The organism is Psychrobacter sp. GTC18467 (genome assembly GCF_055397455.1).
On record NZ_AP038920.1, the window covers coordinates 1,576,038 to 1,601,230 of the forward strand.

At 46.0% G+C, this 25,193-nt stretch carries 21 protein-coding genes, 2 tRNA genes and 3 rRNA genes; 14 read left to right on the plus strand and 12 right to left on the minus strand.

Features of this window, described 5'->3' with window-relative positions; translation table 11 throughout:
* The first annotated feature begins 49 nt into the window (after positions 1-49).
* Positions 50-904 (plus strand): hypothetical protein, encoded by an 855-nt coding sequence (locus ACZ5XY_RS06860; protein WP_464740179.1) that lies wholly within the window; start codon positions 50-52, stop codon positions 902-904.
* Positions 905-910: 6 nt separating this feature from the next.
* Here the strand turns inward: ACZ5XY_RS06860 and ACZ5XY_RS06865 are convergent, their stop codons facing one another.
* Positions 911-2,158: an Lnb N-terminal periplasmic domain-containing protein gene (locus ACZ5XY_RS06865; protein WP_464740181.1), complete on the minus strand. Its 1,248-nt coding sequence runs from the start codon at positions 2,156-2,158 to the stop codon at positions 911-913.
* A gap of 209 nt (positions 2,159-2,367) precedes the next feature.
* Here ACZ5XY_RS06865 and ACZ5XY_RS06870 point away from each other — a divergent pair, with 209 nt between their 5' ends.
* The 4 genes from ACZ5XY_RS06870 (at position 2,368) to ACZ5XY_RS06885 (ending at position 7,869) form a co-directional block, all read left to right on the plus strand.
* Complete coding sequence (locus ACZ5XY_RS06870) at positions 2,368-3,267, plus strand: HlyC/CorC family transporter (RefSeq protein ID WP_464740183.1); 900 nt, start codon at positions 2,368-2,370, stop codon at positions 3,265-3,267.
* Between the two features lie 227 nt (positions 3,268-3,494).
* Positions 3,495-5,066: an apolipoprotein N-acyltransferase gene (gene lnt / locus ACZ5XY_RS06875; RefSeq protein WP_464740185.1), complete on the plus strand. Its 1,572-nt coding sequence runs from the start codon at positions 3,495-3,497 to the stop codon at positions 5,064-5,066.
* A gap of 155 nt (positions 5,067-5,221) precedes the next feature.
* Entirely contained in the window at positions 5,222-5,671 is a 450-nt protein-coding gene (locus tag ACZ5XY_RS06880) for a hypothetical protein (RefSeq protein WP_464740187.1), read from the plus strand.
* 362 nt (positions 5,672-6,033) lie between these two features.
* The gene (locus ACZ5XY_RS06885) at positions 6,034-7,869 is read left to right on the plus strand and encodes a M24 family metallopeptidase (protein ID WP_464740189.1); all 1,836 of its coding nucleotides are present in this window, start codon (positions 6,034-6,036) and stop codon (positions 7,867-7,869) included.
* A 105-nt stretch (positions 7,870-7,974) separates the two neighbouring features.
* On the opposite strand, the gene ACZ5XY_RS06890 is transcribed toward ACZ5XY_RS06885, so the two are convergent.
* The 3 genes from ACZ5XY_RS06890 to ACZ5XY_RS06900 form a co-directional block, all read right to left on the minus strand.
* Positions 7,975-9,012, minus strand: coding sequence for a hypothetical protein (locus ACZ5XY_RS06890; protein WP_464740191.1), 1,038 nt, complete (start codon positions 9,010-9,012; stop codon positions 7,975-7,977).
* Between the two features lie 109 nt (positions 9,013-9,121).
* Entirely contained in the window at positions 9,122-10,402 is a 1,281-nt protein-coding gene (gene fabF / locus ACZ5XY_RS06895; RefSeq protein WP_464743807.1) for a beta-ketoacyl-ACP synthase II, read from the minus strand.
* 273 nt (positions 10,403-10,675) lie between these two features.
* Positions 10,676-12,010 carry an anhydro-N-acetylmuramic acid kinase gene (locus ACZ5XY_RS06900; RefSeq protein ID WP_464740193.1) on the minus strand — a complete coding sequence of 445 codons (1,335 nt, stop codon included), beginning with the start codon at positions 12,008-12,010 and terminating at the stop codon, positions 10,676-10,678.
* Positions 12,011-12,115: 105 nt separating this feature from the next.
* Between ACZ5XY_RS06900 and tyrS the strand changes: the two genes are divergently transcribed.
* Entirely contained in the window at positions 12,116-13,321 is a 1,206-nt protein-coding gene (tyrS, locus tag ACZ5XY_RS06905; RefSeq protein WP_464740195.1) for a tyrosine--tRNA ligase, read from the plus strand.
* A 96-nt stretch (positions 13,322-13,417) separates the two neighbouring features.
* Complete coding sequence (locus tag ACZ5XY_RS06910) at positions 13,418-13,651, plus strand: DUF1653 domain-containing protein (protein WP_464740197.1); 234 nt, start codon at positions 13,418-13,420, stop codon at positions 13,649-13,651.
* On the opposite strand, the gene ACZ5XY_RS06915 is transcribed toward ACZ5XY_RS06910, so the two are convergent.
* On the minus strand, positions 13,632-14,183 hold the full coding sequence (locus ACZ5XY_RS06915; protein WP_464740199.1) for a hypothetical protein: 552 nt from the start codon (positions 14,181-14,183) through the stop codon (positions 13,632-13,634). The two genes, ACZ5XY_RS06910 and ACZ5XY_RS06915, sit on opposite strands and share 20 nt — an antisense overlap.
* The gene (locus ACZ5XY_RS06920; protein WP_464740201.1) at positions 14,155-15,051 is read right to left on the minus strand and encodes an ABC transporter substrate-binding protein; all 897 of its coding nucleotides are present in this window, start codon (positions 15,049-15,051) and stop codon (positions 14,155-14,157) included. Before ACZ5XY_RS06920 ends, ACZ5XY_RS06915 begins: the two co-directional genes overlap by 29 nt.
* A 171-nt stretch (positions 15,052-15,222) precedes the next feature.
* Between ACZ5XY_RS06920 and ACZ5XY_RS06925 the strand changes: the two genes are divergently transcribed.
* On the plus strand, positions 15,223-15,858 hold the full coding sequence (locus tag ACZ5XY_RS06925; protein WP_464740203.1) for a hypothetical protein: 636 nt from the start codon (positions 15,223-15,225) through the stop codon (positions 15,856-15,858).
* A gap of 65 nt (positions 15,859-15,923) precedes the next feature.
* Here ACZ5XY_RS06925 and upp read toward each other — a convergent pair whose 3' ends face one another.
* On the minus strand, positions 15,924-16,574 hold the full coding sequence (upp, locus tag ACZ5XY_RS06930) for a uracil phosphoribosyltransferase (protein ID WP_464740205.1): 651 nt from the start codon (positions 16,572-16,574) through the stop codon (positions 15,924-15,926).
* Positions 16,575-16,794: 220 nt separating this feature from the next.
* On the opposite strand from upp, the gene ACZ5XY_RS06935 reads away from it, so the two are divergent.
* The 6 genes from ACZ5XY_RS06935 to rrf all read left to right on the plus strand — a co-directional run bounded on the left by ACZ5XY_RS06935 (position 16,795) and on the right by rrf (position 23,241).
* Positions 16,795-17,343: a DNA glycosylase gene (locus ACZ5XY_RS06935; RefSeq protein ID WP_464743809.1), complete on the plus strand. Its 549-nt coding sequence runs from the start codon at positions 16,795-16,797 to the stop codon at positions 17,341-17,343.
* Positions 17,344-17,960: 617 nt separating this feature from the next.
* A 16S ribosomal RNA gene (locus ACZ5XY_RS06940) occupies positions 17,961-19,500 on the plus strand.
* A gap of 181 nt (positions 19,501-19,681) precedes the next feature.
* Positions 19,682-19,758, plus strand: a tRNA-Ile gene (locus ACZ5XY_RS06945).
* Positions 19,759-19,765: 7 nt separating this feature from the next.
* Positions 19,766-19,841 (plus strand) — tRNA-Ala (locus ACZ5XY_RS06950).
* A 312-nt stretch (positions 19,842-20,153) separates the two neighbouring features.
* Positions 20,154-23,011 (plus strand): 23S ribosomal RNA (locus ACZ5XY_RS06955).
* Positions 23,012-23,126: 115 nt separating this feature from the next.
* A 5S ribosomal RNA gene (gene rrf / locus ACZ5XY_RS06960) occupies positions 23,127-23,241 on the plus strand.
* The 16S, 23S and 5S rRNA genes sit together here with 2 tRNA genes alongside, the layout of an rRNA operon.
* Before the next feature lie 88 nt (positions 23,242-23,329).
* Here rrf and ACZ5XY_RS06965 read toward each other — a convergent pair.
* The 5 genes from ACZ5XY_RS06965 to ACZ5XY_RS06985 all read right to left on the minus strand — a co-directional run bounded on the left by ACZ5XY_RS06965 (position 23,330) and on the right by ACZ5XY_RS06985 (position 25,191).
* Positions 23,330-23,458, minus strand: coding sequence for a hypothetical protein (locus tag ACZ5XY_RS06965; protein WP_464740207.1), 129 nt, complete (start codon positions 23,456-23,458; stop codon positions 23,330-23,332).
* Between the two features lie 24 nt (positions 23,459-23,482).
* On the minus strand, positions 23,483-24,067 hold the full coding sequence (locus tag ACZ5XY_RS06970) for a hypothetical protein (protein ID WP_464740209.1): 585 nt from the start codon (positions 24,065-24,067) through the stop codon (positions 23,483-23,485).
* 122 nt (positions 24,068-24,189) lie between these two features.
* Positions 24,190-24,321, minus strand: a complete 132-nt coding sequence (locus ACZ5XY_RS06975) for a hypothetical protein (RefSeq protein WP_464740211.1) — start codon at positions 24,319-24,321, stop codon at positions 24,190-24,192.
* A 4-nt stretch (positions 24,322-24,325) separates the two neighbouring features.
* Positions 24,326-25,051 (minus strand): hypothetical protein, encoded by a 726-nt coding sequence (locus ACZ5XY_RS06980; RefSeq protein ID WP_464740213.1) that lies wholly within the window; start codon positions 25,049-25,051, stop codon positions 24,326-24,328.
* Between the two features lie 8 nt (positions 25,052-25,059).
* Entirely contained in the window at positions 25,060-25,191 is a 132-nt protein-coding gene (locus ACZ5XY_RS06985; protein WP_464740215.1) for a hypothetical protein, read from the minus strand.
* Positions 25,192-25,193: the final 2 nt, after the last annotated feature.

A 25,193-nucleotide genomic window follows, 5' to 3' on the forward strand; every position in this document is an offset into this window, starting at 1 on the left:
TGTTTGATAATTGGCTTTAATTGAGTCAATTATCAATTAAGGATTGAAAATGGCTAAAACTATAACAAGCAAAAGCCATCAACGAAAAAGCGTGGCTAAAAGTGCGATTAAAGGCAGTTTGCTAGTAGTCGCGGTGCTGATATTAAGCAGCTGCGCCAATACAACGCCTTTAACTAAAATCAGTTCAAAACAAGCGTCCAAGCAAGCGGTTCAGCCAACGCCTGCCGACGCAAAAGCTTTACCTGCTCAACCGAAAATGAAACCCGAGGTAAAGCCTATTTTGGTCGTTGATTGGCAAAAAATAGCAGCAGCAGCCGATAAAAAATACCAAGATGAGCCATTAGAAGATTATTATTTAAATATCTTAAGTGAAGAAGAAAGAAACGCCGCCCCATGGTTTTATGCTCAAGAATTTAACGTCTCAATTGAAGAGGCTCAGCGCCGATTATTACTGCAAGGGATCAGCTCACCACTGATTCAAGCGATTGCCGAGCAGTTGGGAGAAAATATCGCGGCGATTTATTATGATAATCATAATCCAAATGAGTATTCCATAAAATTCACGACGTTAACTTCAGTTAACGCTGTCCCGCCCAAATTTGTGTATCATTTTAAACAAAAAAAGTTTCAAGAGTTTGCTTTCCCTATCTATATTCAAGCCAGTAGCGATAAATCACAAGCACAAATTTTGGCATTACAAGAAAAAGCGTGGCCTGAAATATTAAAACGCTATCCAAATTCGCAAACTATTGGCTTTAGTCCAATGACCAATACCATTAATGTGAGTATTTATAGTAAAACCATGGATGAATCTGACCGCCAGCGAATAGAAGCTGAATTGACCAAGCTTGTGGGTCATCCGGTAGTTGTTGAGATTTGGCGCAATCCATTAACGATTCATTAAAGCAGCTCAATTTTGGTTGGCTTTGGCGGTTTTTGAGTCAGTTAACTTTGGCTGCGGCAACCCTTCGCGAATTTTTTGCGAAAACTCATCACTGTGAATATTTTTATTGTTTAAATCGCGGCTAAAATTTCGAACTTTGGGGTTGATATGCGCGCGCTCGTACCACTCATCCATTGACCACGATTGATTTTGAACGTTTTTGGCATCAAGATTAGTATTCGGTTGTGAGTCAAGAAGCCCCAATTTATACAAATAATTAGGCAGCCAACCCGACACCCAAATCCGGTAATCCCAAGGCAAACGGTCACCGCTGATAATCCGCGCCATATAAAAAATGATGTTGGTGCAATTGCTCGTTAAGGTATTGTACCAGTCAGGATTGGCATTCAGCTCGTCACTGGCGCTCAAATACGCCTCAAACAGCGTCTTGACTTGGCTTTGGTTTAAATGACTGATAGGAAATAAATAGACCTGCTCGCCGCGAGCGTTGGTTCGGGTATAAATGATGTCGCGCTCCTCAGATGCGATGAGGCTGAGTTCATAACGCTTAAAAAAGCCGCCAAGCGCCGAAAACGACTCGCCGTTTTCTTTGCGGATTTCAAAGGACATGGCAATTGGGCGCTCGCCGTCAATATGAAAGCTGACCAAAGTATGCGCAATTAACGGTCCCATCCAGTAAGAATTAATCACATCAACGCCGGTTAATTTATCCAAATCAATCGTCCGCGATTCCCAGCGCTCGGTGGCGTCCTCACTATTTACCCAATCAAAATTACGAACGTTGTAAAGCGTCACCAAGTTAGGATTATTAGCGTCGCGCGAGTAACTTAAAATTTTGGCAACTTCCGGCTTCCAATCGCGGTCTTGCAAAGGCTGAATGCTGACAAACCAGCCCAAACCAATGAGCCAAATCACCGCAAAATTGGCGATTAATTTTTTAACATTAAACTTGGTTTTAAATTTGGCATTAAGCGCTGTTGGTTTTACGATTGCCGCTATGATGAATAAGGTGAGGGCGATAATTAATGCCGCGCTTAAACTTGCCAAGACCGTGGCAAACAGTGTCAGCTCACCTGCCATGACGAACACCCCAAATTGATACCAAAGGGCTAAAAGCAGCCAAATGGCAGAAAAGGCAATCGCAAGCATCATCAATAGCCAAATCAGCTTTGAGCGCCAAGGCAATTGCTTAAAATCAAGACGAGGCTTTAATTTTGAGGTTATCAGGCGTTTGATTATCGATTTAAAGCTCATGAAGGATAGCAAACCTTGGTATTGTCGGTGAGGAGTAAAACCATACCAAAGTTTGTTGCAAGCAAGCAATAGCAATTGACTTTATGGGTACAATTTGCAAATATTTGCTCAAGGTGACAGTAAAAAGTTCTTGTAAAATTTGGTTTTAATTTTGACAGTTACCCCCATCATAACGCTTATCATGATAAACGAGGTTAAATCAAACCATTATGTCCGATGAGGCTCCAAGTCCGAGTAGTTGGTCGATGCGCGGCTTAAAACGCTGGCTGACGACCGCCCCTGAAACCCGAGATGAACTGATTCGGCTCGTTCACGACTCGCGGCAGTTTTTAGAGCCCGATACGGTGGATATGTTAGAAGGCGTTTTGGATTTGCCCGCCACCCAAGTCCGCGAAATTATGACCCCAAGACCGCAAGTGATCGGGCTTCACGAAAGCGCAAGCTTACCTGAGGTCATGGACATCATCCTTGAGGCGGCGCACTCGCGCTATCCGGTGTTTGACAGCCAAGATGATGATGCGGTAATTGGCATTTTACTTGCCAAAGACTTAATCCCAATTTTGGTGATGATGGTTCGCAATCAAGAGGACAAAATCGACAGTAAGCGCCTTCGGGATTTGGTGCGTCAGCCGCTTTATATCAGTGAATCGGCGCGCTCCGATACGCTGCTTCGCTCCTTACAAAGCACCCAAGTTCACATGGCGGTCGTCGTTGATGACTTTGGCAACTTTGCCGGCGTGGTCACCATGGAAGATTTACTTGAAGAAATCGTTGGTGACATTGTCGATGAGCATGACGACTTTGATGAGGACAGCGACATTAATAACATCGTCCCGCATCCGGACAAAAGCGAGACATGGTGCGTTCAAGCGGCAACGGTGATTGAGGACTGCAACGACGAGCTTGGCAGTCATTTTGATGATGCTGAAGTGGATACTATGGGCGGTTTGGTGATGCAAGCGCTCGGTTATGTCAGCGATTTAGAAGGCGAGAGCGTCACCATTGATGATTGGAAAATTACCATTACCGATGTTGAAGGTCGCTTTATCCGCTTGCTTGAATTGACCAAACTCCCTAAAAATGAACTGGTCACCAATCCGCTACCTTAAAATCTGCTTTTATAAAATTCAAAGTATCATAAAAAAGCGCGGTTTTTGCCGTGTTTTTTTATGGCGAATAAAAATTCAGTTAAGCGCTCACTTAAGCTTAATTAAAGCGTGCAAATAAGACGCCAAAGTTTTCCTTTTAAGCGGTCATACTGGTATCATGGGCGGCAATTATTTTGGTAACCTTTTATTTTTTTATTACTGTTTATTGACATCATTGGGAATAAAGTATGCGGCTGACCACGGCGGATTTGCAAAAGCGGCTTAAGGCAAATCAAGCGCAATCTTTGCCACTTTTAGGCGCGATGCTTATTGCTTGGCTTGCAGGGGCGATGTTTTTATTAGCGCTCGCGCCTTATAAAATTTGGCCGCTTGCGATTGTGTCGCCGGCGATTTTGTACGCGTTATTAACACCTGCCATGAGCGGCAAGCGCGCCTTTTTTATTGGTGAAGCTTATGGCATGGGGCTTTGGTGCGTGGGCGCGTTTTGGCTTTATACGTCCATTCATGATTATGGCGATACCCCCGCTTGGCTTGCGCTGATTATGATTGCCCTGATGGGAATCATCATGGGGCTGTTTCATGGGGTTTTGGCGCTGATTTTTAACAATGTTGTTGGTCGTCAGCCGTTGTCCTTTGCCGCGCTTTGGGTGGCTCAAGAATGGCTTAAAACATGGCTATTTACCGGATTTCCTTGGCTGTTTGTCGGTTATGCGTTCACTGAGCAGTATTGGCTCTCAAGCCTTGCGCCGGTTTTTGGGGTGTTTGCCATTAGCTTTATTGCGGTATTATTTGCTGCAAGTTTGGTGGAAGCTGCGCGCCGCCGCATTGGGTTTTTGCTGGCATCATTTATTTTTGTTGGCGCAGGCGTGGTGCTTTGGCTGGTCAATCCGCAGTGGACAAAGCCAAAAAACACGCCAAATTTGACCGTATCACTCATTCAAGGCAACATTCCACAAGATTTAAAATGGCTGACCGAATACCAAATTGAAACGCTTAAAATCTACGCCACGTTAACCCGAACAGAATGGGGTCGCGATATCATTCTTTGGCCCGAATCCTCAATTCCGATGTTTCAAGATGAAGCCATTGGCTTTATTAATGAGGTCGTTAAAGTCGCCAAAGAGACCGGAACGACTTGGATTACAGGAATTCCTTATAAAGATACCGCCGCATTTAATCCCAAAACGGATAAATATCCGCCGTTTTATAACAGCGTCATTGCCCTTGGCACAGATGCTGATGGGCTTTATAAAAAGCAGCGCTTGGTGCCGTTTGGCGAATATATTCCGTTTGAGGGGGCGCTGGATATTTTGCCAGATTTGGCAGGAAATCAAGAGATTATGAGCTACAGCCGCGGTACCGACCATCAAGACCCGCTTCACGTTCGCGGTCATAATTTGGGCGCGGCAGTTTGCTACGAGGTAGCTTATCCCGACACCACGCGCAAAAACGCCATGGATACCGACTTTTTATTGACCATTTCAAATGATGCTTGGTTTGGCACGTCTGCAGGACCGTTGCAGCATTTACAAATGGTTCAAATGCGTGCTCTTGAAAACGGTCGCTGGTTTATGCGCGCAACCAACACCGGCGTCACCGCCATCATTGACGATAAAGGTCGCATCGTAAAACGCGCGCCGCAATTTAAGCGCACTGTCCTTCGCGGCGAGATTGAAGCGCGATCGGGGCAAACGCCATTTACCCGCTTTGGCAGCTATCCAATTTTAGGATTTATTGGTTTGCTTTTGGTGTTAAGCTACTTAGGTCGCCGCGCTAATCTGGGTCAGGAAGGGTATTAACGCCTTGATAGCTTGTAAAATAAGTGCGTACGATAAGGCAAAGAAACTTTTTAAAAAATAATCCCATTTAAAAGTTAAGGCTTTTAACAATTTGATAAAATTTGCGATATAATAGCCTAAAATTTTAAATATTTTTTGTGCAAGGTGGATAAGATATGTCAGATGATATCAGCAGCAACAACCCCATGAAAGAGTTTGCGTTTGCTCTAGGCGGCGTAGGCTTATTTTTAGGAATCGTTTTGCTCATCGGTATTTCCGGATTTTTGCGACCGGCAGGCGAGCACATCAAAGCTGAGGCGCCTGCAGCAGAAGTTGTAGCCGACACCGCAGCAGCACCTGCCGAAGCCGCTGCGCCGGCGGCAGCTAAAACAGAAGCGCCGGCTGCTGAGCCTGCGGCTAAAGAAGAGGGCGCCGCAGCGCCAGCAACCGCAGCAGATGCCACCGCGACGCCTACGCCAACTGAGGCAAGTGGCGATGTGGTTAGTGCCGAAGCAGGAACGGCAACTGCTGAAGGCACAGTCAGTCAAGCAGCTGTTGAAGCCTCAGAGCCGGCTGCCGAAAAAGCCAATGCAGAATCTGGAAAACCGGATTCTGTAGCAAAATAAGCCCTAGCTTCATTTAGCAAAAGCATGTTATCAGCAATCTTAATCATTAAGGTTGCTGATATTTTGCGACTAAAAATTATCAAATCGCAATAATTATTTGGCTTGGCTTTGGTGCTGATTGGTAAAACCTCTTATTGACGCTTGCAAAACTTTATCCTCAATCCTGCTAAGGGGCACTTTGGCAGGATTTTTTATGACCATGAATTCTAAAGCTAACGGTGCTTTGGCGGTTACCGTATGGTGATGAGGCTAAATAGTACGGTCAAAAATTGCGCTTATAATTTAGCAGCTTTTACTGCAAAAGCTGATAGTATGGTCTTAAAATAGAATTTTGCAGTGATTTTAAAATAAAAAGAGGCGTTATGACCGCAATCAATTGCACTTCCCAAGAAAAAGCAATCATCAAATCACGATTGGTAACCCTTCGCGAAAACCTTGCTAAGCAAAACATCAAAGCCATCATCGTGCCGACCGCTGACCCGCATTTGTCCGAATATCTGCCCGAATACTGGCAGGGTCGGCAGTGGTTGTCAGGATTTACCGGCTCGGTTGGGACGCTTGTGGTGACCCAAGATTTTGCAGGGCTTTGGGCGGACAGCCGCTACTGGGTTCAAGCCGCCGACCAACTTAACGGAACGGGGATTGAGCTGCAAAAACTTGCTGCTGGCAACCCCAATCACATCACTTGGCTTCGTGATAACTTAATCTTAGGGGATAGCGTTGCCATCGATGGCGATGTGTTGGCGTTAAGCGAAAAAGAAAAACTTGAAAGCGCCTTTGTTAAAAAAGGCATTATTTTAGACATCAGCCGCGATATGTTAGCGGATATTTGGGAAAATCGCGCAAAACTGCCAAACGCAGTAATTTTTGCTCATGATGACAAGTTTTTAGATACCACCGCCGCCGATAAACTTGCCAAAGTCCGAAGTGAAATGGCAAAAGTCGGCGCAAGCCATCACTTATTATCAAGCCTTGATGACATTGCTTGGCTGACCAATCTTCGTGGCGCCGATGTGGAATACAATCCCGTATTTTTAGCGCATCTACTTATCAGTGACAGTGAGGCGACGTTGTTTGTTGATAAAAGCAAAGTCAGTGATGCTATTAAAACTGACTTGGCAAAAAGCGGCATTAACATTGCCGATTATCAAAACGTGAAATCAGCGTTAGCAAAGTTGCAAGCAAGTGATGTTTTGTTATTAGACCCTAGTAAAGTGGCTGCCGGAACAGTGAGTGAAGTTGCAAGCGAGGTTAAAATCATTGAGCAAATGGCACCAAGCACGCTATTAAAATCAATTAAATCACCGGCTGATATCGAAAATATCCGCGAAGCCATGCGCCAAGATGGGGCAGCGCTTTGTGAGTTTTTCGCTGATTTTGAAAAAAGGCTTGATGCTGGCGAAGCTTTATCCGAGCTTGACGTTGACCAAATGCTGATTGATGCTCGCAGCCGTCAGCCCAATTACATTTCGCCAAGCTTTGCCACCATTGCTGGATTTAATGAAAACGGCGCGCTGCCGCATTATCGAGCGACCCCTGAAAAGTACAGTCAGCTTGACCCCAAAGTTGGCGGCTTACTGCTGATTGACTCGGGCGCTCAGTACCAAAACGGCACAACCGACATCACCCGCGTGGTTGGCGTTGGGGAAGTCAATGACGCGCAAAAACGTGATTTTACTTTGGTGCTAAAAGCCCATATTGCACTTGCTCGCGCGCATTTTCCCGATGGTATTGCCTCACCGCTGATTGATGCAATTTGCCGAGCGCCGCTTTGGCAAGAGCAGTTGGACTTTGGTCACGGCACCGGTCACGGCGTTGGCTATTTTTTAAACGTTCATGAAGGCCCGCAAGTCATTGCCTTTGGCGCCACCACGCCAAAAGAGCGGGCAATGAAGACAGGGATGATTACCAGTAATGAGCCGGGGCTGTACCGTGAGGGTAAATGGGGCATCCGGATTGAAAACTTGGTGGTCAATATGCCCGTTGCCAATCCAAGCGAGACCGATTTTGGCAAGTTTTTATATTTTGAAACGGTGACCTATTGCCCGATTGATACGCGGTTGGTGGAAAAATCACTACTTACGCCAATCGAAATCGACTGGTTAAATGACTATCATCACTTGGTTTTTAAGCAGTTAAAGTCACGCGTTGAGGGCACGGCGCTTGCTTGGCTAACCGCGAGAACTCAAGCCATTTAACTTACTTTTAACACTCTTTTAACCCTAATAAAAAAGCGCCTTAAGTTTGGCGCTTTTTATTGGGTTTTTAATAGTGGGGTTTTCTAATAATAGCGCAAAATAAGCTTATTTCTTATCTTGCTTATTTTTACCCTCAAGTTCGGCAAGTTGTCGGCGGACTTCTTCTTTAAGCCAAGTTTTTAAGTCTTCTGAAAGCTGCATCATTTTATCGGTTAAAAAGTCGTCAAGATGATTGCTTAATGCTTGGGTGATGTCATCGGCAGTTTTGGCATCAATGGTTAAGCTTTTAGGAAGGTCTTTTTGTGTTTCATTTGATGGTGCTTTTTTGTCTGATTTGCTGCTTTCTTCTGATGCTGACGGCGCGACTTCTGGTTTTTCGTTAGCTTCGTTTTTGGTGTTCTCAATCTCAGTGGCTAAATTTTCTGCAGCTGTATTGTGCGTATTTTTAGCTTCCATAGTTTCAGCTTCTAAAGCTTGGTCGTGCTCGGCTTCAGTCGCATTTGCTTGGTTATCGCTGCTGCTTTGGGAAGCTAAGTTTTGCTCTAGCGGTTCTTCTTTCTCGTTATTTATCCCATTTTCTTGCAAATTGGCGGCTTTATTTTGCGCTCGGATGTCTTTAAATAACGCATCAACGTCATTGGCGAGGCTTTGCGGCTCGGGCTTTTCTTCGGTCGCGATACTGGTTTCTTGAGTTGTTGCGCTTTCATCAGCAGGCAGGTTTTGCGGTTCTTGCTGAGTTTGATTTTTTGTCTCTTCAATAGCGGCTTGTTCAGCTCGGGCTTTTTCTTCCTCGCGGCGCTGCTTGTCTTTAGCGGCTTTTTCCTCGGCTAAGCGCTCAGCTTGTTCGCGTTTTTGGCGGCGCGCTTCGCGCTCTTGTTTTTCTTGTTCGCTGCGGCTGCGGCGCTGCTGTTCTTCTAATGCTTTACGCTCGGCTTCGGCTTTGAGCTTGGCGCCGTGCTCGCGGGTAAGCTCATCTAAATGCGCGTCCAAATCCTCAATGCTAAATTGGTAGGTATCAAGGCGGGTTTCGGGCTGCAACAGGGTGCTGATGTCGGCAAGCTCTTGGGTGATGGCACGGCGAATGACTTCAGGAGCGTGAGTCCAGCGCTGATAAAATTGGTGCGAAAACGTGTAACTTGACATAGTTTTTTTCCATTGGGCTAAAAATTACCCCTTATCATACGCAAGCTTGATAAGGGGCGGCAAGCTGATTCACACTGATTTTTAAGTGCAGCTTGGATTAAGCGTTTTATTAACTTTTATCCTGAGCAGTTGGGTAGCGGGCAAAAACTAATGAGCCGTTGGTGCCACCAAAACCAAAGCTGTTGGATACGGCGTAATTTAGGTCGGCAACTTTACGCGAGGCGTTGGCAACGTAATCAAGGTTGCAGCCGTCCTCCAAATTTTCTAAATTGATGGTTGGCGGAATATGTTGGTCTTGCAAGGCTTTAATGGTAAAAATGGCTTCGATGCCACCTGCCGCGCCAAGCAGGTGACCGGTCATAGATTTGGTTGAGCTGACCAAAATGCTATCTTTAACCGGCGCAAATACCGTTTCGATGGCAATGGATTCAGCAACGTCGCCGGCGGGCGTGCTTGTGCCATGGGCATTAACATAACCGACAACGTCAGGGCTGATTCCGGCGTCATTTAAGGCATTGGTCATGGCGCGAGCGGCACCGCGACCGTCTTCAGGGGGCGCGGTGATGTGGCTGGCGTCATCGCTCATACCAAAGCCGACCAGCTCTGCCAAAATAGTAGCACCGCGAGCTTTGGCATGGGCAAGGCTTTCAAGTACCAAAACGCCGGCGCCATCGCCTAACACAAAGCCGTCGCGGTCTTTGTCAAAGGGTCTTGAGGCGCGAGTTGGCTCGTCGTTTCGCGTCGATAGCGCGTGCATGGCACCAAATCCTGCCATACCAAGCGGGCTTGAGCCTTTTTCACTGCCGCCCGCCAGCATCACATCGGCATCGCCATAAGCAATCAAGCGTGCAGCAAGACCAATCGCGTGAGTTGCGGTGGTGCAAGCGGTTGCGGTGGCAAGGTTAGGACCTTTTAGATCGTGCTTAATGGCAACCAATCCTGCTGCCATATTGACAATAGACCCTGGGATGATAAACGGCGATACTTTTTTCGCGCCTTTATTACTCAAGGTGTCGCAGCTGTTCTCAATGGTTTGGATGCCGCCAATTCCTGAGCCTAAAATAATGCCAAAGCGCTCAGGATTAACGCCTTGAACCGGCGCGTCAGTAGCGCTTACCTCGTCGATAAATCCGGCATCTTTTAATGCCATTGCGGCAGCTGCGATACCATAATGCATAAATTCATCATAGCGGCGGGCGTCTTTGGCATTCATAAATGCTTTCACGTCAAAGTCTTTAACCGTTCCGGCAATGCGCGCGCGAAAATCTGAAGCATCAAAATGCTCAATGTGGCGGATGCCGCTTTCGCCATTTAAAAGCCGCTCCCAAGTGCTTGCCACATCAAGCCCAAGCGGGGTAATTGCGCCCATTCCGGTGACTACCACCCGCATCTCATCGGGGCGCTCAAAATGTGGCGGCTTTTGGCGAGAAAACGGCGACGTTGCCGGCGCATCTTTGGTAGAAAAATCGGGGGTTGGGCTGATCTGGCTCATGCAAAGTGTCCTATTTGGTTGCAACTTTATCAAAAGATTGACGCTTGCTGTAGTTATAGCGTTATCTTGGTCTTTTGGCAACCATTATAAAACACATAAGTGAACGGCTGTAAACTTAAATCAAAAGATAGTTTGTTTTTTTGGTAACTGTGCCTAAAAATAATAAGACCATTAAGCAAAACAAACCTGACCTAACACCACCTTTTTAACAGCACCAGTGACTGCCGGTAAATTGCTGGTCTCGCCCATCAGCGTTTGCTTTGCCAGCCAAGCAAAGGCGACCGCTTCCACCCAAGTTGGCGTAAGTCCAAGCGCGTCGGTGGTGAATACCTTGCAATTTGGCAAATTGGCTTGCAAGCGGCTTAACAAATAGTCGTTTAGCGCGCCGCCGCCACAAACATAAACGGCAGCTTGATGATTAGGATAGTTTTTTATAAAGGGCAAAATCTGAGCGCTGCTGCTTTTTGCGGTTAATTCCACAAGAGTGGCTTGAACATCGGCAGGCGCGAGCAGATCAGGATTGTTTTTGGTAAAACGGCTGATTTCATCTTCAAGCCAAGCTAAATTAAACTCCTCGCGACCGGTACTTTTGGGAAAAGGTTTGGCAAAAAATGAGTGCGCTAACAGTTGCTCAAGTAGTGGCTCAATAATTTGACCGGATTTTGCCCAAGCCCCATCTTTATCATAAGATTTGCTCAAATGCTGTTGAACCCAAGCATCCATTAACATATTTGCAGGTCCCGTATCAAAGCCAACAACATCGCCATTCGGCGGCAACACGGTAATATTGGCAATGCCGCCCAAATTGAGCAAAATTCGCAGTTCGTCTAATTTGGCAAATAGCGCCTGATGAACTGCCGGAACGAGCGGCGCGCCTTGACCACCAACCGCCAAATCACGGCGGCGAAAGTCACTGACCACGCTGATTCCGGTGCGCTCTGCAATGATGCTTGAATCAATCAGCTGCAAGCTAAAGCCAAAATTTGGACGATGGCGAACCGTTTGCCCATGACAACCAATCGCTAAAATATCCTCTGCACTAATTTTTGCTTTTTTAAGCAGCTTATTAACAACTTCACTGGCAAATTCACTATATTGCGAACTTGCTAAGCCGAACCAATCAAGCTCGCTGGCGTTTTTTGGCTCATTGTCTTGTGGGGTAAGCTGATTTGTACCATCAGGCAAACTTAATGCCAGTAAAATTTCGCGAAGCCGTGGCGGAAAATCTTGGCTGATGGTGGCGATTAGTTTTAGCGGTTTGTCGCTACGGTTATTTTTGTCATTGTTGTCATCAAAATTGTCATCAAATTGGCAAATCACCGCATCCATGCCATCAAGGCTCGTCCCCGACATCATGCCGATATAAAAGCCATTATCGAAGCTGTCAAATAATGACGCTGCTGAATCGGTTTCATCCGATAAAAAATCAGCAAGCTCACCGTTGACAGTTTCGGCAAATTCATTGGTTAGTTGGTTTGGATTTGACCCCAAGCTTGGGTTACTCATGGCAATTTACCTTAAAAAACGCTACTATATCTGCCAAATTTTAGCATTCTTTTATCACCGCAATCCCTTATTTTCACAATCCCAACGACCGTCAAAGAGAGTACCATGACCGAATTGACCTTAGAAGACCAACTGGCAATCATTGAGCGCGGAACGCAAGAAATTTTATCCACCGAGGACTTGGTCGCCAAGCTGAAGCAAAACCGACCGCTGCGAATCAAAGCCGGATTTGACCCGACCGCGCCTGACTTGCATTTAGGTCACACCGTTTTGATTAATAAGCTCAAGCATTTTCAAGATTTAGGTCATGAGATTTATTTTTTAATTGGCGACTATACCGCCAAAATCGGCGACCCGTCCGGTAAAAACGCCACTCGACCGCCATTGACCGACGAGCAAATCAAGCTCAATGCCAAAACTTACGCCGAGCAGGTGTTTAAAATTTTGGACAAAGACAAAACCCGAGTGGTGTTCAACTCCGAGTGGTTTAGCAAAATGAGCGCCGCCGACATGATTCAGCTTGCCAGTCAGCAAACCGTCTCGCGGATGCTTGAGCGCGACGACTTTGCCAAGCGCTACGCCTCGCAAACGCCGATTTCGATTCACGAGTTTTTATACCCGCTCGTTCAAGGTTACGACTCCATCGCGCTTAAAGCTGACGTTGAGCTTGGCGGCACGGATCAGACGTTTAACCTGCTTATGGGTCGCACTTTGCAAGGTCGCTACGGTCAAGAGCCGCAAGTTTGTATTACCGTGCCGATTTTGGAAGGCTTGGACGGCGTCAACAAAATGTCCAAATCCCTTGGCAACTATGTCGCCATCGATGATGCCCCAGGAGCGATGTACCAAAAAATCCTATCCATGCCGGACACGCTGATTCGCCGTTATTTTGAATTTTTAAGCTTTAAGCCGATGAAGGATGTTGAAGCGTTAATGCTTGAGATGGAAAACGGTCGTAACCCGCAAGAGATTAAGCGCATTTTAGCCGAAGAGTTAATTGAGCGTTTTCATGGTGCAGAGGCTGCCGCAAGCGCTCACAAATCGGCGGGCAACGTGTTAGCCGACGGCGAGCTTCCCGTTGACTTGCCCGAAGTCACTCTTGATTTGGATGGTCAAGATGCCTTATTTATTGCTCAAGTCCTCAACCAAGCAGGACTTGCCAAAAATAGCTCGTCGGCAAAAGATATGCTCAAACGCGGCGCGGTTAAAGTTGATGGCGAGGTGGTCGATGCCGGATTTAGCTTAACGTCTGGTCAATCAGTCGTCATTCAAGCGGGTAAAAAGGCGTTTGCCAAAGTGATGGTTGCTTAAAGGGGATTACTTGAAAAATAAGGTTGAAATCACAAAATTTTTGACCTTATTTATCATTTAAGCCGTTATCTAAATTATTCAAAATAAGCTAAAGTTATGTTGGAAATAAAAACCGTTCCCCAAGGCATCTACCGTCATTATAAAGGCAACCTTTATCAAGTGCTGCATACCGCTTGCCACTCCGAAACCGAAGAGGCGCTCGTCATTTATCGTTGTCTTTATGGCGAGTTTGACGTTTGGGCGCGACCGCTGTCGATGTTTACAGAAACGGTAATGGTTGATGGTAAAGAAGTGCCACGATTTGAAATGATTAAAGCTTTGGCGGATTAGAATTTAAACGCTCAAGATAGGCTTTACGGCAAGGACTATCGTCTGTCCAAGAAACATGCACAAACATTAAGTTACTTATACTTTTACCTATTGCGGTGTAATCGTTAATTTCGTGATTAATAATAAGGTGGTATTGATTATAACAATACTCAAATTCTCTATAGTCTTCAAAATGTACTTCTTTCCAAATTTGCTGGTTGTTAATATTTTGAATTAATCGGTTAACCACCTCTTGTGTTGGGTTTCTATATACTTTTACAGCAGATCGCACCACTAAACTTGATCTTTCAGTGTTACGTTCTACAGGAGGAAGCCCTTTAGTTACGTCATCTAATAATAATGTGACTTCCTCCATTAAGGGTCTGTCTTCTCTTGTCGGTATTGTGCCGCCAAATCCTAAATCACCTTCTGTATAAAAAGTCCACCAAATTAGTAAAAACAATGATACGACTATTATAATAAAGACAGTCCTTATAATAGAAACGATATTTTCCAAAGCCAATTTACTGCCAAAGCTTCGCATAACTTGCATCACTAATATCCGCAATATCAAGCTCATTGAGCATTGACCGCAGCTCCGACCAGCGGTCGGCGTCCGGTGCAATCGGCGTTACCAAGCGCTTGAGCGTATCTTTAATAATGTCGTCCATGAGCGCAGACGGCGAATCTTCGGTAAAGCCGTAATAAATCTCGCAAGCCTTTTTAATATCACCAACACAAAGCTGAGCCATCTCATCGGTGACTTGAACAAATTTATCAATGGCGGCTGATTTTTGTTCATAAATGCTGTGCGTCGTCATCAGCTCAAGCGCTGAAAAATTAGGGTAGGGCGACACATTTTGGTCGATAAAGGTAAAATCAAGCCCCAAATACTTAGCTTCTACGCCCTCAAAATTGTAAAAACACAGCCAAGCGCCATCAAAGTCGCCACTGTCATCGCCATGCTCTAAATGATGCAAATGCTGAAAGTCCGTTTCCACAAACTCAACGTTTTTTTCGTCAAGCTCAAAGCCATTTTTTTTGGCGTAGCGCTTAAGGATTTCAAAGCCAATTTTATTGGTAATCGGATTTGCCGCAGGGGTAGTGATGCGAATAGGCTGATTTTGCTCAAGTTTTTTCATGCTGCTTGTTTTCATCAGCACGCCGCCATCGGTCACAAAAAAGCAGCCAAGCGCTTTTAAATCCTCAAAATAATGCTCAAATAAATGAATCGGCTCGTTCACGTGCAAATCAATTGCGCCCGATTGCAGCTCGCTAAAGCCATCGTAATGCTCGTCAGGTTCAATCATGTGAATATCAAGACCGGCGTTTTTATACGCTCCGGTGTGGATTCCGGCGATAAACGGCAGATGGTCTGGGTTTAAAAACCATTCTAAAGTGAGTGTCAGCTTGGTAGTCATTGTTATCCTTAAAGTTTATTATTCGTTGTTATAAAGTCGAGTTGTTATAAAGCAGCATTGTTATAAAATCAGCTTGCAAACCATAGCACAATTAAATTTGTGACAAGTTAGTGATAACGTTAATAAAGCTCGCTAAAAAAGCTAAGTCCACCGCCGCCAAAGGAGATACCCATGCCGCCGTCATCATTGCCAACGCTTCTGAGTCTTGACGATAATCTCTATCCGCAGTCGTGGCAAAATCAAGTAATGATGACACCTACCGAGCTATTAATGGCAATGATTTGCGGTCAAATTGACACTGACGCGGACGATTTTGCAAAACGGCTACTTACCAACAAAACCTATCAAGATTGGATAACTTTCACCGTTTTTGGCAGCTATATTCAGCGCAGTTTTGCCGCCTTTTATCAGCAAACCGAGGACAGCTTTAACCAAGATTTACCCGCGATTTTTTATCGCGAGCTTAAGCGCCACGCTCAATATCTACCGCTCAATCAAACCCTGTTTTTTGCAGGAAATTTGCCAAAAACCACGCGGCAAAATAAGCTGTTATTTACTACTCTTAACCCTGCTACCGCCATTTTAGACGCGCAAAACCTTAGCCAAGCTACCACTCCTATCATTATTAATCAAATCAAAGTCACCGGAAAAACCGTTGCCGCCTTTGCCGTCCGCCATAACAAACGAACGCGCGAGCGCCTAAAAAGTCAGGTATTAATTTTAGACTTTCAGCAGCTAAGGCTTATAAAAGAGGAGATTATCAAGGCAAATTTGACTTATTGTTTAAATACGTATGACATAAAATAAAGGCAAATAAAAACGCCAACCAAGTTCTGATTGACGTTTTATTATTAAGCCAAATTAAGCAAAAATTAATGGGTATCGTGGGTTTTTGTACCAAAAATTTTATCACCGGCATCACCAAGCCCCGGAATAATATAACCATGCTCATCCAAGTGGCTATCAAGCGCGGCAGTATAAATGGTCACATCCGGATGCGCCTCATTCACCAAGCGAACGCCTTCAGGAGCAGCAACCAAAACGAGCGCCTTGATGTTGTTGCAGCCATGTTTTTTTAGCATATCAATGGTCGCCACCATCGAGCCGCCCGTTGCCAGCATCGGGTCAATAATCAGCGCCGGACGCTTGTCCATATGACTGACGAATTTTTCAAAAAATGGCACAGGCTCAAGCGTTTTTTCATCACGCTGCAATCCCACCACCGAGATTTTCGCCGTCGGAATCAAATCTAAAACCCCGTCAAGCATCCCAAGCCCTGCTCGCAAAATCGGCACGACCGTCACCGTTTTACCGATGATTTGCTCACCGGTAATCTCACCGCACCAGCCTTGCATCGGAAACGTTTCCACCCCAAAGTCGCGGCTTGCCTCATACGCCATCAAGCGCGCAAGCTCTTTGGTCAGCGTCCGAAACTTATAAGTGCTACAATCTTTTTCCCGCATTAAGCTCAGCTTATGGCGCACTAAAGGATGGTCAATTACCGTAATATTTAAGTCACTCATGAGCACTCTCTTGGTTTTTGGTCGTGTGTTATGATAGCAAAAAACAGCTTTTTTGCGGGAGAAAATCATGACCAAGTGCCCACTAGAACAAAATGATATGAATAACGAGCAAAGCCAAAAAAATAATCAAGCAAGCGACTTAATAATCACTGAGAAAAATCCAAATTTGCCCATCGAAACGCATCCGTTTACGCCCGTACTACCGCCCAATGCCACCGTCATGATGATGGGAACGTTTCCGCCAACTTCCGATAAATGGGCAATGCGTTTTCATTATCCCAACTTTTATAATGACATGTGGCGCATTTATGGTCGCGTGTTTTTTGATGATGCCGACCATTTTCGCATTGGCAACGAAAAGCATTTCGACCCCGAGCGCATCCGCGCCTTTTTAATGGATCGCGGGATTGCTCTTTGCCCAAGCGTCCGGCAGGCAATCCGCGAAACCGGAAACGCCTCTGACAAACACCTAACCGTCGTCACCCCTGTTGATTTGCCGACTATCCTACCGCAAGTGCCAAACGTCACCACCTTATTTACCACCGGCGGCAAAGCCACCGAAACCCTAATCGGTCTACTTGACGAGCCACTCCCCAAATCAAAATACCCAAAAACCAACCAAAGCATCCCATTTTATTATCACCATTCAACCATTGAGCGCCAAATGACCTTATATCGACTGCCTTCTACCTCGCGAGCTTACCCGTTAGCCCTTGATAACAAGGTCGCCGCTTATAAAGCTTTTTTTGAAAAAATGGGAAAACTATAAAGACAGTGAAAGGGATGTGATGGTAGAATAATAGTGAAATCAATACTTTATAAATTAATTCAAATAATTTGCAAATAACGCTTGACCTACTTTCAAACTTCTCTATAATACGCCCCCACAAGGACGGAAGTTGGCAGCGAAAGCCGCTGATCGTTTTAAAGGGTTTTAAATTACCAAGCGTGATTTGAAATAACTTTAAAAAGGATTAAAAAACTTCTTGACTTCGAGATTTAAGCGTCTATAATACGCACCTCACAAGGCAATGGCAGCGAAAGCCGAATTGGCGGAAGTAAGGTTGAGTAATTATCAATTGGATAGAAACTCAGCGCTCATTACCAAAGTGAAACAAATTAAAATAAAAGCTTGACAGAGCATCACGGTGTGATATGATAGATGGCTTGAGCGATACTGGACGACAGATTGCTAACTATTTAACAGCGAACTAAAGAACAACTTGTGTGGATTTTTGCTAAGACAGAATGCTAATACTATTATCATTTAGTTTCAGCAAAGAACTCAAGTTAATTCATACGAATGCGAAAGTAATTTGCTAGTAATTAAATGAGCCAAGATTCGAAGTCATCTTCCTTTAAAGGTTAAAGACTTCATTTAAGATTAAACTGAAGAGTTTGATCATGGCTCAGATTGAACGCTGGCGGCAGGCTTAACACATGCAAGTCGAGCGGTAACAGGAAGAAGCTTGCTTCTTTGCTGACGAGCGGCGGACGGGTGAGTAAAGCTTAGGAATCTACCTAGTAGTGGGGGATAACTTGCCGAAAGGTAAGCTAATACCGCATACGACCTACGGGAGAAAGCAGGGGATCGTAAGACCTTGCGCTATTAGATGAGCCTAAGTCGGATTAGCTAGTTGGTGGGGTAAAGGCCTACCAAGGCGACGATCTGTAGCTGGTCTGAGAGGATGATCAGCCACACCGGGACTGAGACACGGCCCGGACTCCTACGGGAGGCAGCAGTGGGGAATATTGGACAATGGGGGGAACCCTGATCCAGCCATGCCGCGTGTGTGAAGAAGGCCTTTTGGTTGTAAAGCACTTTAAGCAGTGAAGAAGACTCCATGGTTAATACCCATGGACGATGACATTAGCTGCAGAATAAGCACCGGCTAACTCTGTGCCAGCAGCCGCGGTAATACAGAGGGTGCGAGCGTTAATCGGAATTACTGGGCGTAAAGCGAGCGTAGGTGGCTTGATAAGTCAGATGTGAAAGCCCCGGGCTTAACCTGGGAACGGCATCTGAAACTGTCAGGCTAGAGTAGGTGAGAGGAAGGTAGAATTCCAGGTGTAGCGGTGAAATGCGTAGAGATCTGGAGGAATACCGATGGCGAAGGCAGCCTTCTGGCATCATACTGACACTGAGGTTCGAAAGCGTGGGTAGCAAACAGGATTAGATACCCTGGTAGTCCACGCCGTAAACGATGTCTACTAGTCGTTGGGGAACTTGATTCCTTAGTGACGCAGCTAACGCAATAAGTAGACCGCCTGGGGAGTACGGCCGCAAGGTTAAAACTCAAATGAATTGACGGGGGCCCGCACAAGCGGTGGAGCATGTGGTTTAATTCGATGCAACGCGAAGAACCTTACCTGGTCTTGACATACACAGAATCTTGTAGAGATACGAGAGTGCCTTCGGGAATTGTGATACAGGTGCTGCATGGCTGTCGTCAGCTCGTGTCGTGAGATGTTGGGTTAAGTCCCGCAACGAGCGCAACCCTTTTCCTTAGTTACCAGCACTTCGGGTGGGAACTCTAAGGATACTGCCAGTGACAAACTGGAGGAAGGCGGGGACGACGTCAAGTCATCATGGCCCTTACGACCAGGGCTACACACGTGCTACAATGGTAGGTACAGAGGGCAGCAAGCGTGCGAGCGCAAGCGAATCTCAAAAAGCCTATCGTAGTCCAGATTGGAGTCTGCAACTCGACTCCATGAAGTAGGAATCGCTAGTAATCGCGGATCAGAATGCCGCGGTGAATACGTTCCCGGGCCTTGTACACACCGCCCGTCACACCATGGGAGTTGATTGCACCAGAAGTGGGTAGCCTAACGTTTGAGGGCGCTCACCACGGTGTGGTCGATGACTGGGGTGAAGTCGTAACAAGGTAGCCGTAGGGGAACCTGCGGCTGGATCACCTCCTTAATGAAGCATTTGATTGGTAAGAATCCACAACAAGTTGTTCTTTGGTTTAAGCGTTTTAGCTTAAGAGGCTAAGCCTAATTATATGAGAATATAAGAAGGTATTGAGCTTTTAGCCATTTCCCTTTAAGGAAATGTCTCTTGCGCTCGGAGCAAAGCAGTGCTTTGCTTTTATCCTCGCTCAGGGTCTGTAGCTCAGTTGGTTAGAGCACCGTGTTGATAACGCGGGGGTCATAAGTTCAAGTCTTATCAGACCCACCAAACATCTGGGGCCATAGCTCAGTTGGTAGAGCGCCTGCCTTGCACGCAGGAGGTCAGGAGTTCGACTCTCCTTGGCTCCACCACAACGCGAGAGTAAGCTGTAAATAACATAAATAAAGAAAGTATAAACAGAAACAAGAGATTGGAATCGATTTCTTTTTTCTGTTTGATACAGAACCTAATACCTGACGAAGGATTAGGAACTATTTAACAACATAGATATGAGTCTGGGTTAGCAATACTATTTCACGTAGTGTTGTTAACCTGATAATCACCTTTTAATGACATCAGTTGTTATCCCAAGGGGTGATTATCAAAGTAAAGAGAACTGAATCAAGCGTAAACATAGGTGATATCGTTATCATTCAAGACAAACAGACCCTTTGGGGTTGTATGGTCAAGTAATGAAGCGCACATGGTGGATGCCTTGGCAGTCAGAGGCGATGAAAGACGTGACAGCCTGCGATAAGCTTCGGGGAGGCGGCAATATCCTGTGATCCGGAGATTTCTGAATGGGGAAACCCACTTAGCAAAAGCTAGGTATCATATACTTGTATATGAAGCGAACGAGGGGAAGTGAAACATCTCAGTACCCTTAGGAAAAGACATCAAATGAGATTCCCCAAGTAGCGGCGAGCGAACGGGGAGGAGCCGATTGACTCTAGAATAGAAGAACAGCGTGGGAAAGCTGACCGTAGAGGGTGATAGTCCCGTATTTTAAATTCTAGATGAGACATATTAAGTAGAGCGGGACACGAGAAATCCTGTTTGAAGATGGGGGGACCATCCTCCAAGGCTAAATACTCCTGACTGACCGATAGTGAACCAGTACCGTGAGGGAAAGGCGAAAAGAACCCCTGTGAGGGGAGTGAAATAGAACCTGAAACCGTGTGCGTACAAGCAGTGGGAGCACCCTTGAGGTGTGACCGCGTACCTTTTGTATAATGGGTCAGCGACTTATATTCTGTAGCAAGGTTAACCGCATAGGGGAGCCGTAGGGAAACCGAGTCTTAATAGGGCGAGTAGTTGCAGGGTATAGACCCGAAACCGAGTGATCTATCCATGAGCAGGTTGAAAGTGCCGTAACAGGCACCGGAGGACCGAACCCACTGTCGTTGAAAAGCCAGGGGATGACTTGTGGATAGGGGTGAAAGGCTAATCAAACTCGGTGATAGCTGGTTCTCCCCGAAAGCTATTTAGGTAGCGCCTCGGACGAACACCATTGGGGGTAGAGCACTGTTTCGGCTAGGGGGTCATACCGACTTACCAACCCGATGCAAACTCCGAATACCGATGAGTGATATCCGGGAGACACACGGCGGGTGCTAACGTCCGTCGTGGAGAGGGAAACAACCCAGACCGCCAGCTAAGGCCCCAAATTCCTAGTTAAGTGGGAAACGAGGTGGGAAGGCATAGACAGCTAGGAGGTTGGCTTAGAAGCAGCCATCCTTTAAAGAAAGCGTAATAGCTCACTAGTCGAGTCGGCCTGCGCGGAAGATGTAACGGGGCTCAAACTAGGAGCCGAAGCTGCGGATTTGAAAATTGTTTCAAGTGGTAGGGGAGCATTGTGTAAGCCTGTGAAGGTGTGTTGTAAAGCATGCTGGAGGTATCACAAGAGCGAATGCTGACGTGAGTAACGATAATGGGTGTGAAAAGCATCCACGCCGGAAGACCAAGGGTTCCAGTCCAACGTTAATCGGGGCTGGGTGAGTCGACCCCTAAGGCGAGGCCGAAAGGCGTAGTCGATGGGAAATCGGTTAATATTCCGATACTTGTTTATGATGCGATGGAGGGACGGAGAAGGTTATGCCAGCCTAGTGATGGTTATCTAGGTGGAAGGATGTAGGTAGAGTGATTAGGCAAATCCGGTCACTTATATACCGAGATCTGATAGCAAGCTGTACTTGTACAGCGAAGTGGCAAATACCATGCTTCCAGGAAAAGCTTCTAAGCGATAGTCATAAACGAATCGTACCCGAAACCGACACAGGTGGTCAGGTAGAGAATACCAAGGCGCTTGAGAGAACTCTGCTGAAGGAACTAGGCAAAATGGTACCGTAACTTCGGGAGAAGGTACGCTGCTGATGGTGATAGAACTTGCTTCTTGAGCTGTTGGCAGTCGCAGATACCAGGCTGCTGCAACTGTTTATTAAAAACACAGCACTCTGCAAACACGAAAGTGGACGTATAGGGTGTGATGCCTGCCCGGTGCTGGAAGGTTAATTGATGGGCTTAGCGCACGCGAAGGTCTTGATCGAAGCCCCAGTAAACGGCGGCCGTAACTATAACGGTCCTAAGGTAGCGAAATTCCTTGTCGGGTAAGTTCCGACCTGCACGAATGGCATAATGATGGCAGCGCTGTCTCCAGCAGAGACTCAGTGAAATCGAAATCGCAGTGAAGATGCTGTGTACCCGCGGCTAGACGGAAAGACCCCGTGAACCTTTACTACAGCTTTACATTGAACTTTGACCTGACTTGTGCAGGATAGGTGGGAGGCTTTGAAGCAGGAACGCTAGTTCTTGTGGAGCCAACCTTGAAATACCACCCTGGTCATGTTGGGGTTCTAACTTGAGTGTGACAGCACTAAGGACAATGTATGGTGGGTAGTTTGACTGGGGCGGTCTCCTCCTAAAGAGTAACGGAGGAGTACGAAGGTGCGCTCAGAACGGTCGGAAATCGTTCAAAGAGTATAAAGGCAAAAGCGCGCTTAACTGCGAGACCCACAAGTCGAGCAGGTACGAAAGTAGGTCTTAGTGATCCGGTGGTTCTGTATGGAAGGGCCATCGCTCAACGGATAAAAGGTACTCTGGGGATAACAGGCTGATACCGCCCAAGAGTTCATATCGACGGCGGTGTTTGGCACCTCGATGTCGGCTCATCTCATCCTAGGGCTGAAGCAGGTCCTAAGGGTATGGCTGTTCGCCATTTAAAGAGGTACGCGAGCTGGGTTTAGAACGTCGTGAGACAGTTCGGTCCCTATCTACCGTGGGCGTAGGAAATTTGAGAGGATCTGCTCCTAGTACGAGAGGACCAGAGTGGACGAACCGCTGGTGTTCGGGTTGTCATGCCAATGGCATTGCCCGGTAGCTACGTTCGGATGGGATAACCGCTGAAAGCATCTAAGCGGGAAGCCCACCTCAAGATGAGATTTCCCTAAAGAGCCGTTCAAGACTAGGACGTTGATAGGCAGGGTGTGGAAGCGCAGCGATGTGTGGAGCTAACCTGTACTAATTGCTCGTTTGGCTTGACCATACAACACCCAAGTGGTTTGTTGCTGTCTAGATCAAAGATAGTATGTCTGATTCGATATCACCAAAAGCTTGATTCAATCCAAGTTCTCAACCAACCTCATATCTATACCCCCTTTGCTGACGACAACAGCGCGATGGAACCACCTGATCCCTTCCCGAACTCAGAAGTGAAACGTCGCCGCGCCAATGGTAGTGTGGCACTTGCCATGTGAGAGTAGGTCATCGTCAGCGCCCTTTTCAAAAGCCCCCAGCTCATGCTGGGGGCTTTTTTTATGGGTGCAGTGTTTTATGGAAAAGGTTATTTAATTGAATTGTCTCTTCATGCCAATTGCACCTCAGCATTCGTAAAAGAGTAACTAATGCGCAGCTCACCTTGAGCTGCCTGCACGCCCATGGCAGCAATAGCTTGAATGTCGTCTTCTCTTAAGGTCGTTATAGGTTCGCTCATATCTTATTCCTCTATCATTAAGATTTATTGTAATTCGACTTCTTTAAACTGTTTGACAACTTCTACAGCGATTGGACAAATACGTTGCCACTCTTCTTGCCATTTAATTTGGTTATCACCTTTATGCTCTATTCGGGTTAAGGCGCCAAATAAAATTCCATTCCAGATAAATGCACCTACTTTATCTGGATCTGTCTTTGACTTTTCACAGACTTCATCATAATTGGATGTTATTGCTATTCCTCGTTGATAAGCTAAATTATTGACTGAATGCATCAAGAAATACACACCATTACGAGCTTCAGGTGGCGCTACGTAATATTTTCTAGTCATAATGTCGTATGCGATGTAACTGTGCTGCCATGTGTAAGGAACAGCCATGCCATCAGTAGCACTATATTTTTTTGGAGCAATATAAAAGCGTCCTCCCATTTTAAAAGGTAGATATACACTTTTATCATATTCAGGTAAACGCTCCATTTCCCCTTCTAAAAATCTATCTTCAACCATCGCGCGACAACGCTCCCACTTACCGTTAAACTCAATCTCCTTGCCTCGCTCTGTCAAGGGCAGATGCGCCGTTGGCATGGGGCGTGTTGTGGTGATCATCTCCTGACACTTAGCGATTCTGCGCGCTTCGCGCTCTTCTGGTGTACTGCCGTCACAGCTACTTAGTAGTAGTAACAGGGCATAGAGTATTAGAGCATATGAAGTTTTGGTTATTTTGTGCCTCAGCAGCATAGACTATCCTTATCTGCACCACTGTAAAGCTGCTGCGCTACTTGGTTAGAAGCTGCCTGCACACCCATAGCAGCAATAGCTTGAATGTCGTCTTCTCTTAGTGTCGTTATAGGTTCGCTCATACTCTTATTCCTTTATCATCGTTGTGGGTTGTGTTGCAACAATCTCTAATTGACTAGTAACCGCTTCTACTGCTATCGGACAAATCCGTTGCCATTCTTCTTGCCATTTAATTTGGTTATCACCTTTATGCTCTATTCGGGTTAAGGCGCCAAATAAAATTCCATTCCAGATAAATGCACCTGCTTTATCTGGATCTGTCTTTGACTTTTCACAAACTTCATCATAATTAGACGTTATCGCTATTCCACTTTGATAAGCTAAATTATTGACTGAATGCATTCCGAAATACACACCATTACGAGCCTCAGGTGGCGCTACGTAATATTTTCTAGTCATGATGTCATATTCGATGTAACTGTGCTTCCATGTGTACTCAATCGTGAACGCATCAACGCCAACTTTTAGATAATTACTTGGTCCCTTAATGACTTTATTTCCAAGCTTAATGTAGTGATACTTTTTAGTATTGTTCCATGCATCTATCTGTTCATTAGGAAGCCATTTATCTTCAACCATCGCGCGACAACGCTCCCACTTACCGTTAAAATCAATCTCCTTGCCTCGTTCTGTCAAGGGCAGATGATCCGTTGGCATAGGGCGTGTTGTGGTGATCATCTCCTGACACTTAGCGATTCTGCGCGCTTGACGCTCTTCTGGTGTACTGCCGTCACAGCTGCTAAGTAGTAGTAACAGGGCATAGAGTATTAGAGCATATGAAGTTTTGGTCATTTTGTGCCTCAGCAGCATAGACTATCCTTATCTGCACCACTGTAAAGCTGCTGCGCTACTTGGTTAGAAGCTGCCTGCACACCCATGGCAGCAATAGCTTGAATATCATGTTCTCTTAGTGTCGTTATACGTTCGCTCATAT

Excerpts from the sequence above, each read along its gene's own strand:
- ACZ5XY_RS06860 (WP_464740179.1), top strand. The coding sequence starts at position 50 with ATGGCTAAAACTATAACAAGCAAAAGCCATCAACGAAAAAGCGTGGCT.
- ACZ5XY_RS06865 (WP_464740181.1), bottom strand. The coding sequence starts at position 2,158 with ATGAGCTTTAAATCGATAATCAAACGCCTGATAACCTCAAAATTAAAG.
- ACZ5XY_RS06870 (WP_464740183.1), top strand. The coding sequence starts at position 2,368 with ATGTCCGATGAGGCTCCAAGTCCGAGTAGTTGGTCGATGCGCGGCTTA.
- lnt (WP_464740185.1), top strand. The coding sequence starts at position 3,495 with ATGCGGCTGACCACGGCGGATTTGCAAAAGCGGCTTAAGGCAAATCAA.
- ACZ5XY_RS06880 (WP_464740187.1), top strand. The coding sequence starts at position 5,222 with ATGTCAGATGATATCAGCAGCAACAACCCCATGAAAGAGTTTGCGTTT.
- ACZ5XY_RS06885 (WP_464740189.1), top strand. The coding sequence starts at position 6,034 with ATGACCGCAATCAATTGCACTTCCCAAGAAAAAGCAATCATCAAATCA.
- ACZ5XY_RS06890 (WP_464740191.1), bottom strand. The coding sequence starts at position 9,012 with ATGTCAAGTTACACGTTTTCGCACCAATTTTATCAGCGCTGGACTCAC.
- fabF (WP_464743807.1), bottom strand. The coding sequence starts at position 10,402 with ATGCGGGTGGTAGTCACCGGAATGGGCGCAATTACCCCGCTTGGGCTT.
- ACZ5XY_RS06900 (WP_464740193.1), bottom strand. The coding sequence starts at position 12,010 with ATGAGTAACCCAAGCTTGGGGTCAAATCCAAACCAACTAACCAATGAA.
- tyrS (WP_464740195.1), top strand. The coding sequence starts at position 12,116 with ATGACCGAATTGACCTTAGAAGACCAACTGGCAATCATTGAGCGCGGA.
- ACZ5XY_RS06910 (WP_464740197.1), top strand. The coding sequence starts at position 13,418 with ATGTTGGAAATAAAAACCGTTCCCCAAGGCATCTACCGTCATTATAAA.
- ACZ5XY_RS06915 (WP_464740199.1), bottom strand. The coding sequence starts at position 14,183 with ATGCAAGTTATGCGAAGCTTTGGCAGTAAATTGGCTTTGGAAAATATC.
- ACZ5XY_RS06920 (WP_464740201.1), bottom strand. The coding sequence starts at position 15,051 with ATGACTACCAAGCTGACACTCACTTTAGAATGGTTTTTAAACCCAGAC.
- ACZ5XY_RS06925 (WP_464740203.1), top strand. The coding sequence starts at position 15,223 with ATGCCGCCGTCATCATTGCCAACGCTTCTGAGTCTTGACGATAATCTC.
- upp (WP_464740205.1), bottom strand. The coding sequence starts at position 16,574 with ATGAGTGACTTAAATATTACGGTAATTGACCATCCTTTAGTGCGCCAT.
- ACZ5XY_RS06935 (WP_464743809.1), top strand. The coding sequence starts at position 16,795 with ATGATGATGGGAACGTTTCCGCCAACTTCCGATAAATGGGCAATGCGT.
- ACZ5XY_RS06965 (WP_464740207.1), bottom strand. The coding sequence starts at position 23,458 with ATGAGCGAACCTATAACGACCTTAAGAGAAGACGACATTCAAGCTATT.
- ACZ5XY_RS06970 (WP_464740209.1), bottom strand. The coding sequence starts at position 24,067 with ATGATCACCACAACACGCCCCATGCCAACGGCGCATCTGCCCTTGACA.
- ACZ5XY_RS06975 (WP_464740211.1), bottom strand. The coding sequence starts at position 24,321 with ATGAGCGAACCTATAACGACACTAAGAGAAGACGACATTCAAGCTATT.
- ACZ5XY_RS06980 (WP_464740213.1), bottom strand. The coding sequence starts at position 25,051 with ATGACCAAAACTTCATATGCTCTAATACTCTATGCCCTGTTACTACTA.
- ACZ5XY_RS06985 (WP_464740215.1), bottom strand. The coding sequence starts at position 25,191 with ATGAGCGAACGTATAACGACACTAAGAGAACATGATATTCAAGCTATT.